Source organism: Streptomyces sp. NBC_00457 (genome assembly GCF_036014015.1).
Classification (GTDB): Bacteria; Actinomycetota; Actinomycetes; order Streptomycetales; family Streptomycetaceae; genus Streptomyces.
Genome location: NZ_CP107905.1, coordinates 921784 through 936686, shown reverse-complemented (window position 1 = coordinate 936686; position 14903 = coordinate 921784). Strand labels below are relative to the sequence as shown.

The following is a 14903-nucleotide window of genomic DNA, read 5'->3' as shown; positions in this document are numbered from 1 at the left end:
GGGGCCGCAACGGTCACCAGTCGCCGTCCTCCACCGCTGTGCCGGGCGCGTCCTTGAGGGGCTTCACCTGGCCCGGCGACGGCTCCTGCCAGGGCTCGTGGTCGTCACCGATCCAGTCGCCGACCGGTTTCACCCCTTCCAGGGTGTCGGAGGGTGCGAGGTCCTCCGCGTCCTGGTCGAAGTAGTCGAACCACGGCAGGCCCGCGTTCGTGTAGGCCGCCCGGTCCACGGGGGACGGCGGCGGGGCTTCGCCGGTGATACGGCGCCACTCCGGGGGCGTCACCAGATGGACGTAGACCCGCCCGGCGGGCTCCTCGGACCAGTCCGTCGCCGGCCGGTCGTCCTGGTAGACCTCCTGGCGCATGGAGCCGCCGACGCCCAGCCCCATCGCCGCGGCGGGCCGCGGCCGGCCGGCCGGAGCGGCGCCGGGTGCCGCGGGTGCCGATATCGGCAGCGCGGCGCCGAAGCCGCCGGCCGCCTGCCGGGACCGCACCTCACGCTCGGCCCGCAGCCGCTGCTCCTCGCGCCACACGGCCAGCGCCCCCTCGTTCAGCGGGAAGGACTGCAGCTGTACGCCGCCCCAGACCTCCTCGCCGGTGACCTGCCCCTCGACGGTCGCCCCCATCCCCAGCGGCACCGCCACGAACTGGCGGACCGTGCCCTTCCCGGAGTTGATGCCGTCCAGCCACGGCTGGCGGGGGAGCACCACGTAGTTCTGGGGTTTGCGGGAGAGCCGGTCGCTCCACGGCCGGCCCGAGACAGCGCACACCTTTCCGACGCCGACCTGCAGGGCGGCCGGTTCGGTGGTGCCCGCGAAACTCAGCCACATCGCCTCACGCAGATACACCGGCAGCATCACGCCGCCGCGCGAGCGCCACTGCCCGGGCACGGTGTCCGGATAGTCCGCCACACGCCGGAGCGGGAACTCGCCGAGCCCCGGCGGCAACGCGTGTGTGCCCGTCTCGGGCAGACGCAGCGTGCGGATGAACCGCACCGCCACCCCGCGAGGCAGCCGCAGCGTGTTCCCGTCGATCCGTACGGTCGTGTCGGCATCGGTCATCGGCCCGCTCCCCTAGGTCCGGTCGTCACATTCCCGCCTGCCCCGCGACGCCTGGCACGCACGCTCGCCGCGTTGCCGAACCGCCCACGTGGCTCCGCCACGAGGGCGCTCCGGCGCCTTGCGATCGCACGCACCAGACGCCGCGGGGCCCGCCCTCCGGGCGGACGACGGGAATGTGACGACCGGACCTGCATCCGGTGCCGGCCCGTCCCGGCGTCCCCTACCGGAAACGCCCGCCCATGCCGGTACGGTTCCGCCACAGCTGTTCCTGGACGCCCAGACGTTCCCGCAGCCGGGTCAGACGCGGCATCCGGGCGCGCTGGTCCTGCGACACGCGGTCCAGTTCCTCCAGCAGACGACGTGTGCGGTGCTCGGTGTCGAGTTCGTCGAGGATGCGGTTCACCTCGGTCAGGACGGCGCCGAACAGCTGCCAGTGCCGGGTCTCGCGCTCGGCCTCCTCGCGCAGCAGCTGGGCGAGCTTGTCGCGGGTGGCCGCCGCGGTGTGCAACTCGGCGGTGAGCCGGGCCTCAGCCGACTCGGCGTTGGCGCTGACGCTGGTGGTGACCAGGACGGCGAAGCTGACCACGGCGTCGGCGATCTCGGCCAGCAACTGTTCCACCGCGGCGCCCGTCGGCGGCGTGAACAGCGGCTCGGGGTCGCGTTCCTTGGCCAGGTCGGTGAAGCTGCGGGCGAGGACGCGCAGGACGACCGTGCAGATCTCCAGCGTGTCCAGACCGGTGCGCAGCACGACCCGGTGCAACAGGCCCTCCCGCACGCGCGGGTTGAGCCGCAGACTGTCCTCCGCCTGCCGCAGCGCCGCGTCCACCTCGACGATGTCGTGATCGAGCCGACGAGCCTCGTGCAGCCGTGCGGCGGTCTGCTCGACCGGGGTACGGCCGGCCACCTCCTCACCCATGCTCAGCATCAGCTGCCGCAGCCGGCGGGCCAGCCCCTCGATGGACTCACCCGCCTGGTCGACCCACACCGGCGGCGCCAGCAGCAGATTGAAGCCGAGTCCGACGACCGCGCCGATCAGCGTCTCCACCACCCGCGCCCATGCCGTGTCCCCGACGGTCGTCACGCCGAGGACCAGCATCGCGCTGATCGCGACCTCGGGGACGTACTCGTCGACCCGCACCAGATGTCCCACCCCCAGCGCGGCGAGGATCAGCAGGGCGAGACTCCACCAGGTCAGCCCCACCAGCAGGCTGAAGGCGATGGCCACGAGGACCCCGGCCACCACGGAGTTCACCCGGCGGATGCCGTTGGTGAGCGTGGCGTAGAGGGTGACCTGGACGACCAGCAGCGCGGTCAGCGGCGCGGTGAGCGGCAGCTGCTCGGGGCTCAGGCGCAGCGCGATGACGTAGGCGATCGTCGCGGCGGCGGCCGACCGCAGCGTCTGGACGACGACGGGGTCCCGGCGCCGCTTCTTCACCAGGCTTTCGAGGGACTCCGTCCGCTCACGCACATCTCGCATCCCTTGGGATCTTCCCTTCCTCAGGCGCATCGAACGTACTGAGGAAAACCCCCGCTGTCGCGCTCCGGATGCCCGCGCCGAAGGACGGTGGACCGCCGGATGGTGTCGGCCGGGCCGGGCGCGACAGCCTTGGATCATGACATGGCACGGACCGGAACAGTCCTGACCCTGCTCATCGCTCTCGGTACGGCGACAGCCGCCGTCCCGGCCACGGCCGCACCGGCCACCACCGTCGTCCAGGCCCTCGACCACGCCGCCCACCCGCTGCGCACGGTCGAGCCCGGCGGCAGCACCAGCGATCTGCGCCCCCTCGACCGCATGATCGGCGACGCGCAGGTGGTCGGCGTGGGAGAGGCAACCCATGGCTCGCACGACTTCTTCGCCCTCAAGGACCGCGTCTTCCGCCACCTCGTCGAGGAGAAGGGCTTCCGCACCTTCGCGCTGGAGGCCCCCTGGAGCACGGGCCTGCGTCTCGACGCCTACGTGCGGTACGGCAAGGGCGACCCGCGGCGCATCATGCGCGAGGAGTTCCAGCGCGACTACCTCTGGTGGAACAACACCGACTGTCTGCGGCTCGTCGAGTGGATGCGGGCGTACAACGTCCGGCATCCGGGCGACCCCGTCTGCTTCATCGGCGACGACATCGCCTGGACCGGACCCGAGCTGTACGACGCGGTGACCGACCATGTGGCCGCCACCCGCCCGGAGCTCAGCCCTCGCTTCGCCGAGCTCTACCGCGGGCTACGGCCCACCGTGGCGACCAAGGCCTATATCGAGCAGTACCTGAGCAAGCCGTATGCGGAACGGCGGGAGATGGCCGAGCGCACCGGCGAGGCGTTGGACCTGCTGCGCGGCCAGGACCCCGGCGCGGGCCGAGCCGCGTACGACCGGGCCGTGCAGAACGCGACGGTGATCGACCAGACCGCCCGGCAGTACGCCTTCGACTTCGAGGACCCCGCCCAGATTGCCGAGGCCATGCGCTACCGGGACGGGGCGATGGCCGCCAACGTCGTGTGGTGGCAGCGGCACACCGGTACGAAGGTGCTGCTGTCGGCGCATGACGAGCACGTCGGCCATGTGGCGGTCGATCCCGCGTCCAACCCGAAGACGCAGGGCGCGTTTCTGCGGGAGAGCCTCGGCGCCGGGTATGTGAGCGTCGGGGTGACCTTCGACCGGGGCTCGTTCAACGACACCGGACTCGACGAAGAAGCCGTCCGCCGCTGGACGCTGGGACCGGCGGGCCCCGGCAGCAACGAACGGACCCTCGACCGGGTGCGTCACCGCGACTACGTCGTGGACCTGCGGTCGGTCGGATCGCCGGCCCGCGAGTGGCTGGCGAAGGCCCGGCCGACGCGCACCATCGGCACCGCGTATCCGGACGGCCCGAACGACATCGCGCTGAGCCGCTCGCACGACGTCCTGATCCACCTCCATGAGGTGGAGGCTTCGACGCTGCGGGACGTCTAGACGTACAACTTGTCGAGACAGGCGAGGTCGGCCGGCCGCTTGGCCTCGCCCTTCGAGCAGTTGATAGATAGGGGAAGCCAGTGGATTTCGGGGACATCGGGTCACCTCGGGCGCGGGCGGCGCTGGGGCATGTGGCGGGCCGTTCCGCCGGGCCGGCCGTCGAGCGGGAGCTGCGCATCACGCTCAACTTGCACCCGGACCGGCTGGTCGGCGGCGTCCCCATCCTCGATGCGCTGGCCCGGGACGGCACGTACCACTCGCAGTTCGTCACGGGCGTGAGCAACGGCGGCCTCACCGCACATCCCGGCGGCGACCGCTGGCGCTGGGAGAGCCGGATCTTCGGCGGGGCGTACGACGACGCCGACCCGCAGGACCGGCCCGTGTACGGCGCTCTGAACTTCCGGCGCCAAGTGGTCGGCGCGGCCCCGCGGTTCGGGTCCTCGCACCTCCGGCTGACCGGCGCCACGCTCGACCGCGCCACCTTCTGCTACCCCGACAGCGCGGCCGAGCCCGCCGACTTCGGCGTGGCCGCCGGAATGTCCCTGATCGCCCTGGCCGAGGCGGACCGGCAGGACGCGCTCAACGACTACATCGAGGCGCAGGTCCACGGTGGCGTCGTCCTCGCCCGGGACGTGGAAGCGCTGATCCTGGACGCGAGCTACCGGGGCACCGCGGTCGAGGAGGCGGCCCGCGCGCTGCCCTTCCCGCTCGAATGGCACCCCGGCTACCGGCTCACCGCGGCCGAGTTGCGCGGCCACGCGGACTACCGTGGCCCCGAGTACGCCGACCTGGGCGCCCGGATCGCCGAGGAGGGCCGCCTCGACCCGCGGATCATCGGAAACGCGGCCCGCACGGGACACCACGACCTCCAGGACCTGAAAATGGTGTGGCACACCCTCGCCCGCTTCGGCGCCCCGGAGGGAGCCGGTACGGCCTGCGTCGCTCACGCGAGGACGCCCAGCGCATAGGTGCGGGCGCCCAGTGCCGTGCGGGGCGCGTTCCGTACCCTGTACCCGGAACACACACCGGACGCCGACGTGGGCGGCTGCCGATCGGTGGTTCAACGGGCCGATGGGGGAGGGGCGTTACGTCGAGGACGTGTACGCCGCAGGCTGGTCGAAGGGGAGGGGTGGGCGCACGGTGGTGGACTCATGGGAGCGGGCGCGAAACGTTCTGGAGGCGGCGCAGATCCCGCCCGACCGCCTCGCTCACGTCCGCCCGCTGCACGGCGGCACGTACAACACGGTCGAGGAACTCCGGCTGACCGACGGCACCCGCTACGTCCTGAAGATCCCGCCCGCGGAGACCACGCCCGGCCTGCGCCACGAGCGGGAACTCCTCGTCTCGGAAGCCGAGTTCTACGACGGGGCCGCCCAGGCGGACGTATCGGCGCCGCGTGTTGTGGCAGTCGGCGGGGACGTGGGCGCACGTCATCTGCTGATGACCGCCTGCCCGGGCGACCCGTGGGACGATGCGCTCACCGATGCCGAACGGACCGCGCTGCGCGCGGAGTTGGGCCGTCAGGTGGCCCGGCTGCACCGGGTCACGGGCCCCGGCTTCGGCTACCCGTCCGGCGCCCTGGGCCCCCTCGCCGGCGACTGGCGGACCGCCTTCACCGGCATGATCGACGCCGTACTCGACGACGCCCGCGACTACCGTGCCCGGCTGCCTGTCCCCGCCGACGAGGTGGCCCGCATTCTCCGGGCCGCCTTTCCCGCCCTCGACGAGGTCGACGTCCCCTACCTCGTCCACTTCGACCTCTGGCAGGGCAACATCCTGGTGGACTGCTCGACGGGGGTGGCCCGTATCGGCGGCCTCATCGACGGGGAGCGCATGTTCTGGGGTGACCCGCTCGCCGACTTCGTCTCCCTGGCGCTGCTGGGTGACATCAAGAAGGACGAGGACTTCCTGGCGGGCTACCAGGAGGCCGGGGGCCGCGCCGTCTTCGACACTCCGGCCCGCCTCCGCCTCGCCCTCTACCGCAGCTACCTCTACCTGATCATGATCACCGAGACGGTCCCACGGGCGACGGGCGAGGAGCGCGACGGCTGGGTCCAGACCGTGGTCGCGCCCGAACTCGTCCTCGCCCTCGACGAGATCCAGGAACTGGCCGCTCGCTGACCCGGCGAGGGTCATCACTTCAGATCGAGGGAGCCACATGGCAGGGCGGAACGGGCGCACGGTACGCGACCTGAGACGGGCCAACCGTACGGCCGTACTGCAACGGCTGTACTTCGACGGACCTCTCAGCCGCTTCGAACTCGGCCCGGTGACCGGGCTCAGTTCCGGTTCCGTCAGCAACGTCGTCGCCGACCTGGTCGCCGACGGCCTGCTGGAGGGGGCCGGCAGCGTCGACTCCGACGGCGGCCGCCCGCGCACCCTGCTGCGCGTGGCACCCGGCAGCGGCCACATGATCGGCGTCGATGTCGGCGAAACCCGGGTCCGCATCGAGCTGTTCGACCTCACCCTCACCGAACTCGCCCGCACCGAACGCCCGTTGACCCATCAGGGCTACGACGTCGAGGTCATCGTCGGTCACATCCGCGACGGCGTCACCGAGGTGCTCGCCAGCGCCGAGATCGCGCCGGAACAGCTGCTGGGCGTCGGCATCGGCGTCCCCGGCATCGTCGAACGCACCCCGGACCGCGGCACCGTGGTCCACGGACAGACCATCGGCTGGGACGCGGTCCCTCTCGAAGCACTGCTCCGCGACGGCTCCCCGCTCCCTGACACCGTCCCGTACTTCATCGACAACGGCGCCAAGACCCTCGGCCAGGCCGAGATGTGGTTCGGCGCCGGACGCGGCGCCCGCAACGCGGTCGTCGTGCTCTTCGGCTCGGGGGTGGGCGCCTGCCTGGTCACGCCCGAGGCGGAGCACGGGCGGGCGGTCGAGTGGGGCCATCTGACGGTACGGGTCAGGGGGCGCCGCTGCCGGTGCGGTGCCCTCGGCTGCCTGGAGGCGTACGCCGGCGCCGCGTCGCTGCTCGAGCGGTGGGGTGAGCAGGGCGGGCGCCCGCCGGAGGACACCGACGAGGAGACGGCGCTGACGGCGATGCTGGCCGCCGCCTATCCCGCCGGGGGCGGTGCGGCCGACCCGGTGGCGCTCGCCGTCCTGGAGGAGACCGCCGAGTACCTGGGCGCGGGGCTGTCCGACCTGATCAACCTCTTCCAGCCCGAGCGCATCCTGATCGGGGGCTGGGCCGGGCTCCAGCTCGGCGCACGGTTCCTGCCCGCCGTACGGCGCCATGCCGTGTCGTACGCACTGCGCCACCCGGCCGAGCGGGTCACCATCGACCTCGGTCGGCTCGGCCCCGACGCGGTCACCGTCGGCGCCGCGATCCTGCCGCTCGCCGACTTCTTCGCCCGCGGCGGCCGACGCGCCGAGCCCGTGCCCGAGGGGCCGGCGCCCGCCTGGCGTGCGGCGCTTCGGGAGCGGGCTCCGCACTGAGGTTTCGCCGGTGACCGGCGGAGGTACTCGGGGGCGCTAAGCGCTCCGCGGGAAGTGCCGCGATGGGAAGTGCCGCGATGGGCCGTCGATCGTCCGCGGGTCCGTTGTGGCTGGTCGCGCCCACGCGGCGGAGCCGCATATCGATACAGCCCCGTGCCCCTTCGGGGCGCTACGCGAAGGGAGGACGCCATGGCTGACGACCGGCGCGAAGGTCCCGTGCCGCGGGATCTGCAGGACCAGCAGGCCGACACGGGCGACGACCCGTGGGAGGTGCCGCCCGAGGACGCGACCGACGACTCCGTCGAGGCGGAAGTGCCCGACACCGACGAGGCGGGCACCGGCCGCCAGGACGGGCCGCAATCGTCCGGCGTCCACCCGGAACAGCCGGTACCGGACGAGCCCTCCGGGTGACCTGCGGCGCGCCCTGCGCACGTTCCGCGCGGGCGGCACTCGGCGTGAGCCAGGCAGGTGACCCGCGGGTCCTGAACGGCCTTGGCGAAGTCGGCTGCGGTTCGGCAGCGCCCCCGAAGGGGCGCGGGGCTGTATCTATATGCGGCTCCGCCGCGTGGGCGCGACCACCCACAACGGACCCGCGGACGAACGACGGCCCATCACGGCACCCCGCGGAGCGCTTACGCCGCGAACGGGTTCACGCCGGTCAGTTTCACCGACAGTTCCCACAGCCGCGCCGCCTCCTCGGGGTCCCGTGCCCAGTCCTTGACGCCCGCGAACTCGCCGTCGGCGGGTGCGGGCTCGGCGATGTCGCAGTCCTCCAGATACACGCCGCCCATTCCGGACAGCTGGGGCGAGGTCGCCGCCCACACCTGGGTGGCCGCGCCCTGCTCCGGCGTCTTGAAGCCCTCGGGGTTCAGCGGGTTGCCGGCCTCGTCGATCCAGCCGCGCTCGACCATCTCCTGCTTCGGCAGGTGACGCTGGAGCGGTGTGAGGATGCCGCCCGGGTGCAGCGAGAAGGCCCGCACGCCGTGCTCCCGGCCGAGCCGGTCGAGGTGCACCGCGAACAGGACGTTCGCCGTCTTGGCCTGTCCGTATGCCAGCCACTTGTCGTAGCCCTCGTGCCAGTGGGGGTCGTCCCAGCGGATCCCGGAGTAGTGGTGGCCGCGCGACGAGACCGAGACGACGCGCGCGCCGCCCGGCTCGATGGCCGGCCACAACCGGCCCACCAGGGCGAAGTGCCCGAGGTGGTTGGTGGCGAACTGCGCCTCCCAGCCGGGGCCGACCCGGGTCTCGGGGCAGGCCATGATCCCGGCGCTGCCGATGACGAAGTCGATCGTGCGGCCGGAGGCGAGGAACCGCTCGGCGAAGCCGCGCACGCTGTCCAGGTCGCCGAGGTCCATCTCGTCCACCTCGACGCCGTCGACACCGGCGAGGGCCTCCCGCGCGGTGGCCGGGCGGCGGGCGGGTACGACGACGCGGGCGCCGGCTTTGGTGAGCGCGCGGGTCGTCTCCAGGCCGAGGCCCGAGTAGCCGCCGGTGACGATCGCGAGCTTCCCGGTCAGGTCGATGCCCTGGAGGACGTCGTCCGCGGTGCTCGTGGCACCGAAACCCGAGCCGATCTTGTGCTGTGCAGTGTTCATGCCTTGAACGCTACGAATTGGAGTGCTCTCGAAGTCAAGGCGAGCGCGATGCGGCACGAACCTGGGCAAAGGAAAGCCCCGACCGGACGGGGGAATCACGGTCGGGGCGGCCAAAGGGTGGGCACGGATGGCGGTCGCCTCTCGGCGAAAGGCTCCACAGGGCTTCAGCCGAACGATCGTCCCTGTGGGCAAAAGGTGAGGCCCGGGGACACTGTCCCATCCGCACCCACGGTCTGTTCAACGGGGAACCACCTTGGGCTGTTCCGGCGCCCGCGGTGATCTGGGTCACCCGGGCAGCCGACGCTCCCCGGCCCAGGTCAGCAGGTCGTCCACCGGCCAGGTGGTGACCACCCGTTCCGCGGGCACCCCGCACTCCTCCGCCCGCGCGCAGCCGAGGATCTGCCAGTCCAGCTGGCCCGGTGCGTGCGCGTCGGTGTCGATCGAGAACAGCACGTCCGCCTCCACGGCCCGGCGCAGCAGCCGCCGCGGCGGGTCGAGCCGCTCCGGACGACTGTTGATCTCCAGCGCCGTTCCCGTCTCGGCGCACGCGGCGAACACCTCGTCCGCGTCGAACCGCGACTCCGGCCGTGGATCGCTGCTACCCCGCCCGATGACCAGCCGTCCCGTGCAGTGCCCGAGGATGTCCGACAGCGGATTACGTACGGCGGCCACCATGCGGCGCGTCATCGCGCGGGCGTCCATCCGGAGCTTGGAGTGCACCGACACCACCACGACGTCGAGCCGCTCCAGCAGCTCCGGCTCCTGGTCCAGCGAGCCGTCCTCGAGGATGTCGCACTCGATGCCGGTGAGGAGCCGGAACGGCGCCCACTGCTCGTTCAGCTCCGCCACCACGTCCAACTGCGCGCGCAGCCGATCGGCGGACAGGCCGCGAGCCACGGTCAGCCGGGGTGAGTGATCGGTCAGAACCGCCCACTCATGGCCGAGCCCTGCAGCGGTCCGGCCCATCTCCCTGATCGGACTGCCGCCGTCCGACCAGTCGGAGTGCAGATGGCAGTCACCCCGCAGCAGCGCCCGCAGCCGTTCACCGCCCTCGGTCTGCGGACCTCCCGCCTCGTCCTCCAGCTTCCGCAGATACCCGGGCACGTCGCCGGCCAGTGCCTCCCGCACCACCTGCGCCGTCTTGGGACCGACCCCCTTGAGCTTCTCCAGCGATCCGCCGTCCGCCCGCGCACGCACCTCGTCCTCGGACAGCTCGGACAGCACCTCGGCGGCGGTGCGGAAGGCGCGTACGCGATACGTCGGCGCAAGGGACCGCTCCAGCAGGAAGGCGATCCGTTCCAGGGTCTCGACGGGATCCATCGCCACCTCCTCCTCCAGGGTTGCCCAGCGCGGGAGGGAACGCGACCGGTCGTTTCGCCCCGCTTCAAGGGCGGCTCAAATGGTTCGTGACGGCCGGATCCGCTCTACGCTCTATTGCATGACCGAAGCAGCGAGCCCTCACATCTCCCACCCCCGGATCATGGTGCTCGGGGTACAGCCGGGCACGCCGCCGTTCCGCATCGTGGAGATCGACGGAGAAGTGGTCGGTGAGGCCAAGACCGTCACCGACGTGCTCCAGGCAGCCGCCGCCTGGGGCATCACGGTCCACGACCTGGACGACCCGGACGTGGTCCGCTGGGTCGGCGGCGACAAGTTCACCTGGCGAATGCACTAGCACCGCGACCTCGTGCGCGCCCGCCGCGGTAGCCGCGGGTGAGGAGCACCCTGCGCCACGCCTGTGTCGGTGCCTCCCTCTACGGTTTCCCCATGACTCCAGAGATGCGGGACCGGTTAAGACCCTTCCATGACGAGGCGATCGCGCGGGGCATACCCGCCGCCGACGTAGAGCGATGGCTGGCCACCGCCCGCCCTTGCGCGACGCTGACCCCGGACGGGGACGGCCCGGTCGTGGGCCACTTCGGCGGTCCGCTCCTGCTACCGGCCGATACCCCGGACCCCGCCCACCCCTACGTCGCCTCCCTCGACCTCGCGGCCCTCCCCGCCGACGCGACGGACCTGCCCCTGCCTCCCGACGGCCGCCTGCTGCTGTTCGCCTTCCCCGAGACCGCCGACGATTACGAGACCATGGGCAGCGTGGTGTACGTCCCCGCCGGCTCGGCCGTGGTGGAACGGGACCGGCACGCCTGGAACTCCCTCGACTTCGAGGACGAGGAGGAGATGTTCGAGGCGTTCCCGCAGGGCCCACTGCGGGCGACACCTCAGGTGTCGCTGCCCCACCACCAAGCGGTCGAACTCCTCGGCCGGCCGGGGAGCGTTCCGCTACCTGGGCATCCCCGCTCCGAGGAACTCGTCGCGGTCTGGAAGAGCCTCCGTGACGACATCGCCCCCGAGGGGCCGCTGCAGATCGGGGGATACGCCGATGAGGAGGCCATCTACACCGACCCGGTCGCCATCGCCGTGACCAGAGCCGTGAAAGCGGCGGAAGCGGGCGGGTGGGACGGACCGGTTTCGGGTGACGTCTCGGACTGGGTGCTCCTGGCCGACTGGCAGGCCGGCATGGACGTGGCGGGCTGGGAGAGCGCCACCGTCCACTGGGTCATCCAGCGCGAGGATCTGACCGCGCGGCGCTTCGACCGCGCGTTCGCCTCGGTCTTCTGGAACCCCTGAACAAGATCAATCCAACCGTCAGAACCAGTGCAGGCAGTGCGGGGAGCGCTCTGCGCGGAAGAGGGCGTCAGCGAGAGTGGCTGCGCCCGGGCGGTGGGCCCGGATGTGTCCGGCGCGCACGAGCGTGCTCGGGGCAGTGCCGCCGAGGTAGACGGAGCCCAGGTCGCCGATGTCCAGGGACAGATCGGGTCTCCGGTCCGTCGGGACGCAGTCGGCCTTGCCGTCCCGGACGGTCAGCAGGTAGCGGTCGTGTTCGCCGAGGAACGGGTCGTCGATGTCGAGGACGAGTTCGCCGTCCGTGGACCAGGCGCGCGCGGTCAGCGCACGCGGGATGTCCAGCAGCCGCACCCAGAGCCAGTCCATGGTGCCGCTCACCTCGCCGGCGCGGAGGTCCGCGAACTGCCACCGCAGCGGGTGATCGGGCGGGACGTGCTGGAACACGACCTGAGAGACCAGGTCGTGACCGAGCGCGAAGCGGGCCAGGGCCGTGAAGACGGCGTCGTCGGTGGTGATCGTCTCGTCGACCGTCAGGGTGCCGGACTCGACCGAGTAGCTGGCGTATCCGTCCGGAACGCCGTAGGCGTCCCGGTGGACAGCGACATGGCGCGGCGCCGGCGAGATCGGGGGCTGCCCGGCGCGCAAGGCCCACCAGCGGTGCGGCCGGGACAGCGCGCCGGGCTGGGCGCGGCGATAGCGGTCGTAGACCTCTTCCAGAATCTCGCCGCACTCGGCCCGGCGCAGTACCTCGACCGAGCCGGTCGCCGATGTGTGGACCACTCCGCGCGCCCGGGGAACGGCGAGGGCGGCCTTGTGGCGCGGCACCGTCAGCCGCGCCGTGTAGGTCGCCGGTCCGTAGCCGAACCTGCCGTAGATCGGGGCCTCGGAGGCCAGCAGCACGGACAGGAACTCCCCGTCGGCCCGCAGCCCGGCGAGCTGATGCCGCATCATCGCGCTGAGCACGCCCTGGCGCCGGTGCGAGGGCAGGACGCCGACGGCGGTCACCCCGGGAGCCGGGACGAGGGTCTCACCGGGCAGGGTGAGCTCGAAGGCGTGCGTGGCGGCGGTGCCGACGGGCCGCCCGTCCGCCGTCAGGGCGAGCAGGCAGCGGTCCATCTCGAGCGCCGACCACCACAGCCCGCCGCCCTCGACCGGTGTTTCCGGGAAGCGCCCGAACGCGGCATGGACGGTGTCGACGAAGACGTCGAGATCCTTGTCGGTCGTGGGACGGATCTCCATCGCTGCTGCCTCCCGGGATACCGGCACCACGACGCGTGATGTCCGGCCACAGTGCAGCGCCAACCCGTGGCAAGGGCAAGCGAATTACGGCCGGGCCCGCGGCCGCATCGACGGCTTCCACTCTGTGGTGGACGCCGATAAGTGACCCGGTCGGGTGCAGTCGACTGCGGTTCGGCCGCGCCCCGAAGGGGCGCGGGGAACTGCGCGACCAGCCACGACGGCGCCGCAGTGAACCGACGGCCTATCGCGGCCCCGCGGCGGAGCCGCATATCGACACAGCTGGCGGAGCGCTCAGTCGCCCGTAGTCACCGAGACGTGGTCCACCACCAACTGCTGGGGGAAGACCGTGGAGCCGTCCGGGTCGCCGGGCCAGTAGCCGCCGACCGCGAGGTTGAGGATCAGGAAGAACGGCTTGTTGAAGACCCAGGCGTTGCCGCCGAGGTCGGCGGGTGTGCGCCGCTGGTAGACGTTGCCGTCCACCGACCAGGTGATGGAGTCGGGTGCCCAGTCGACGGCGAAGGTGTGGAAGTCGTCGGCGAAGGCCTGACCGCCCGGCAGCGAGTAGGCCGCTCCTATGCCGCCCGAGCCGGAGTAGCCGGGGCCATGGATGGTGCCGTGCACGGTCGAGGGCTCGAAGCCGACGTTCTCCATGACGTCGATCTCGCCCGAGGCGGGCCAGCCGACCTGCCCGAGATCGTTGCCGAGCATCCAGAACGCGGGCCACATGCCCTGCCCGCGCGGCACCTTGATCCGTGCCTCGACATGCCCGTACTGGGCGGTGAACTTGCCGGCGGTGTTGAGCCGTGCCGACGTGTACTCGCAGGTGCCGTACCAGCACTGGTAGTTGGCCGGGTTCTCACGGCGGGCCGTGATCACCAGATGCCCCTGGCCGTCCAGGGCCGCGTTGTCGGTGCCCGAGGTGTAGTACTGCCGTTCGTGGTTGTTGACGTTGTCGCCGGTCTCGAGCTGCCACTTCGAGGAGTCGACGCCCGCGCCGGCGGGCCCGTCGAAGGTGTCGGAGAACGTCACGGCCCGGACGTCGGCGGGCTCCGCCCCGGCGGGGGCGACGGTGGCGGACGCGACCAGCCCGGCGGACAGGGCGGCGAGGAGACAGATGCGGAGCGAACGTGGGGCGACCACGGCTCTCCCTTCCGTACGGCGTCCCGGCGTACGGGTGCGCCGACCGAGGTGGGGGGTAAGGGTGTCGCCTCTTGATTTAAGGAGTGAGATAACAGGGCGTCAATACCTTGGTACAGACCAAATGGTCTCCAGTGCGGCACCGTGCCGTTCCGGTGCCGCGCCGGCGGCTAGGAGTGACGCTCCCTGGCATGCACGGCACGGCTCATACGCCGGCCCAGGACGAAGTAACCGATCAGCGCGCCCGTGGTGTTGAGGATGACGTCGTCGATGTCGAAGGCGCGCCCTTCGACCATCACGCCCTGCACCAGCTCCACCAGCAGCATCACGGTCGCGGTCAGCAGGAGGATGCGCAGCGGTCCCCGGGTGCGCGGGGCGACGACGGGGGCCAGGATGCCGAACGGGATGCCGAGCAGCAGGTTGCCGCCGATCTGCTTCACGGCGTCACGCAGCTCCGGCTGGTCGAGATAAGCCTTGAGGGAGCGGCCCGGCCGCAGGTTGGTGTGGGTCAGGGCCTCCGACGCGGGGGAGGGCTGCAGGGTCAGCCGGGCGAGCACGACCGCGAACGCCACCATGAGGACGAAGGCGCACAGCACAGCCAGCAGCCGCGCGAGGAGGCGAAGAGGATCGCGTCGTTCCCGACGGGCGGGCGGCGGCGCCGGCTTGGACTTCGGGGCCTGTCGGGTTTTTGGAGCCTGCTTGGTCTTCGCCGCCCCGGCCGCCTTGGGCGTCCGCTTGAGCTTGGAGAGCCAGGCCGTCTTGGGGCCGCGCTTGGACGGGGACGGCTCCTCGGACTTCGGCTCCCGCTTCGACTTGGGCGCCCGCTTCCCCCTGGGTACCCCCACGGACGCGGAC

13 protein-coding genes and 1 pseudogene are annotated in these 14903 nt (G+C 71.8%); 7 read left to right on the top strand and 7 right to left on the bottom strand.

Annotated elements, in window-relative coordinates; genetic code table 11:
- Positions 1-13 precede the first annotated feature (13 nt).
- Together OG828_RS04430 and OG828_RS04425 are read right to left on the bottom strand one after the other, a co-directional pair.
- Positions 14-1060, bottom strand: coding sequence for a hypothetical protein (locus OG828_RS04430; RefSeq protein ID WP_328500160.1), 1047 nt, complete (start codon positions 1058-1060; stop codon positions 14-16).
- Positions 1061-1280: 220 nt separating this feature from the next.
- Positions 1281-2537, bottom strand: coding sequence for an FUSC family protein (locus OG828_RS04425; protein WP_328350368.1), 1257 nt, complete (start codon positions 2535-2537; stop codon positions 1281-1283).
- A gap of 141 nt (positions 2538-2678) precedes the next feature.
- Here OG828_RS04425 and OG828_RS04420 point away from each other — a divergent pair, with 141 nt between their 5' ends.
- The 5 genes from OG828_RS04420 (at position 2679) to OG828_RS04400 (ending at position 7863) form a co-directional block, all read left to right on the top strand.
- A complete protein-coding gene (locus OG828_RS04420; RefSeq protein ID WP_328500159.1) occupies positions 2679-4004 on the top strand; it encodes an erythromycin esterase family protein in 1326 nt (441 codons plus the stop codon).
- Between the two features lie 80 nt (positions 4005-4084).
- Positions 4085-4972: a DUF3626 domain-containing protein gene (locus OG828_RS04415; RefSeq protein WP_328500158.1), complete on the top strand. Its 888-nt coding sequence runs from the start codon at positions 4085-4087 to the stop codon at positions 4970-4972.
- A 172-nt stretch (positions 4973-5144) separates the two neighbouring features.
- On the top strand, positions 5145-6125 hold the full coding sequence (locus OG828_RS04410; RefSeq protein WP_328504798.1) for a phosphotransferase family protein: 981 nt from the start codon (positions 5145-5147) through the stop codon (positions 6123-6125).
- Positions 6126-6162: 37 nt separating this feature from the next.
- Positions 6163-7452 carry an ROK family protein gene (locus OG828_RS04405; protein ID WP_328500157.1) on the top strand — a complete coding sequence of 430 codons (1290 nt, stop codon included), beginning with the start codon at positions 6163-6165 and terminating at the stop codon, positions 7450-7452.
- 189 nt (positions 7453-7641) lie between these two features.
- A complete protein-coding gene (locus tag OG828_RS04400; RefSeq protein WP_328350358.1) occupies positions 7642-7863 on the top strand; it encodes a hypothetical protein in 222 nt (73 codons plus the stop codon).
- A 221-nt stretch (positions 7864-8084) separates the two neighbouring features.
- On the opposite strand, the gene OG828_RS04395 is transcribed toward OG828_RS04400, so the two are convergent.
- Both OG828_RS04395 and OG828_RS04390 read right to left on the bottom strand, forming a co-directional pair.
- On the bottom strand, positions 8085-9047 hold the full coding sequence (locus tag OG828_RS04395; RefSeq protein ID WP_328436666.1) for an SDR family NAD(P)-dependent oxidoreductase: 963 nt from the start codon (positions 9045-9047) through the stop codon (positions 8085-8087).
- A gap of 285 nt (positions 9048-9332) precedes the next feature.
- A complete protein-coding gene (locus tag OG828_RS04390; protein ID WP_328436665.1) occupies positions 9333-10367 on the bottom strand; it encodes a PHP domain-containing protein in 1035 nt (344 codons plus the stop codon).
- A 118-nt stretch (positions 10368-10485) separates the two neighbouring features.
- Here OG828_RS04390 and OG828_RS04385 point away from each other — a divergent pair, with 118 nt between their 5' ends.
- Both OG828_RS04385 and OG828_RS04380 read left to right on the top strand, forming a co-directional pair.
- Positions 10486-10722, top strand: a complete 237-nt coding sequence (locus OG828_RS04385; RefSeq protein ID WP_328350352.1) for a hypothetical protein — start codon at positions 10486-10488, stop codon at positions 10720-10722.
- Positions 10723-10814: 92 nt separating this feature from the next.
- Positions 10815-11675: a DUF1963 domain-containing protein gene (locus OG828_RS04380; protein ID WP_328500156.1), complete on the top strand. Its 861-nt coding sequence runs from the start codon at positions 10815-10817 to the stop codon at positions 11673-11675.
- A gap of 18 nt (positions 11676-11693) precedes the next feature.
- Here the strand turns inward: OG828_RS04380 and OG828_RS04375 are convergent, their stop codons facing one another.
- From OG828_RS04375 to OG828_RS04365, 3 genes and pseudogenes are all read right to left on the bottom strand, one after another.
- Positions 11694-12911 (bottom strand): GNAT family N-acetyltransferase, encoded by a 1218-nt coding sequence (locus OG828_RS04375; RefSeq protein ID WP_328500155.1) that lies wholly within the window; start codon positions 12909-12911, stop codon positions 11694-11696.
- A gap of 294 nt (positions 12912-13205) precedes the next feature.
- Positions 13206-14051 (bottom strand): annotated as a pseudogene (locus OG828_RS04370) (glycoside hydrolase family 16 protein); the annotation flags it as partial.
- Between the two features lie 167 nt (positions 14052-14218).
- Positions 14219-14893, bottom strand: coding sequence for a VanZ family protein (locus OG828_RS04365; RefSeq protein WP_328500154.1), 675 nt, complete (start codon positions 14891-14893; stop codon positions 14219-14221).
- Between the last annotated feature and the right edge of the window lie 10 nt (positions 14894-14903).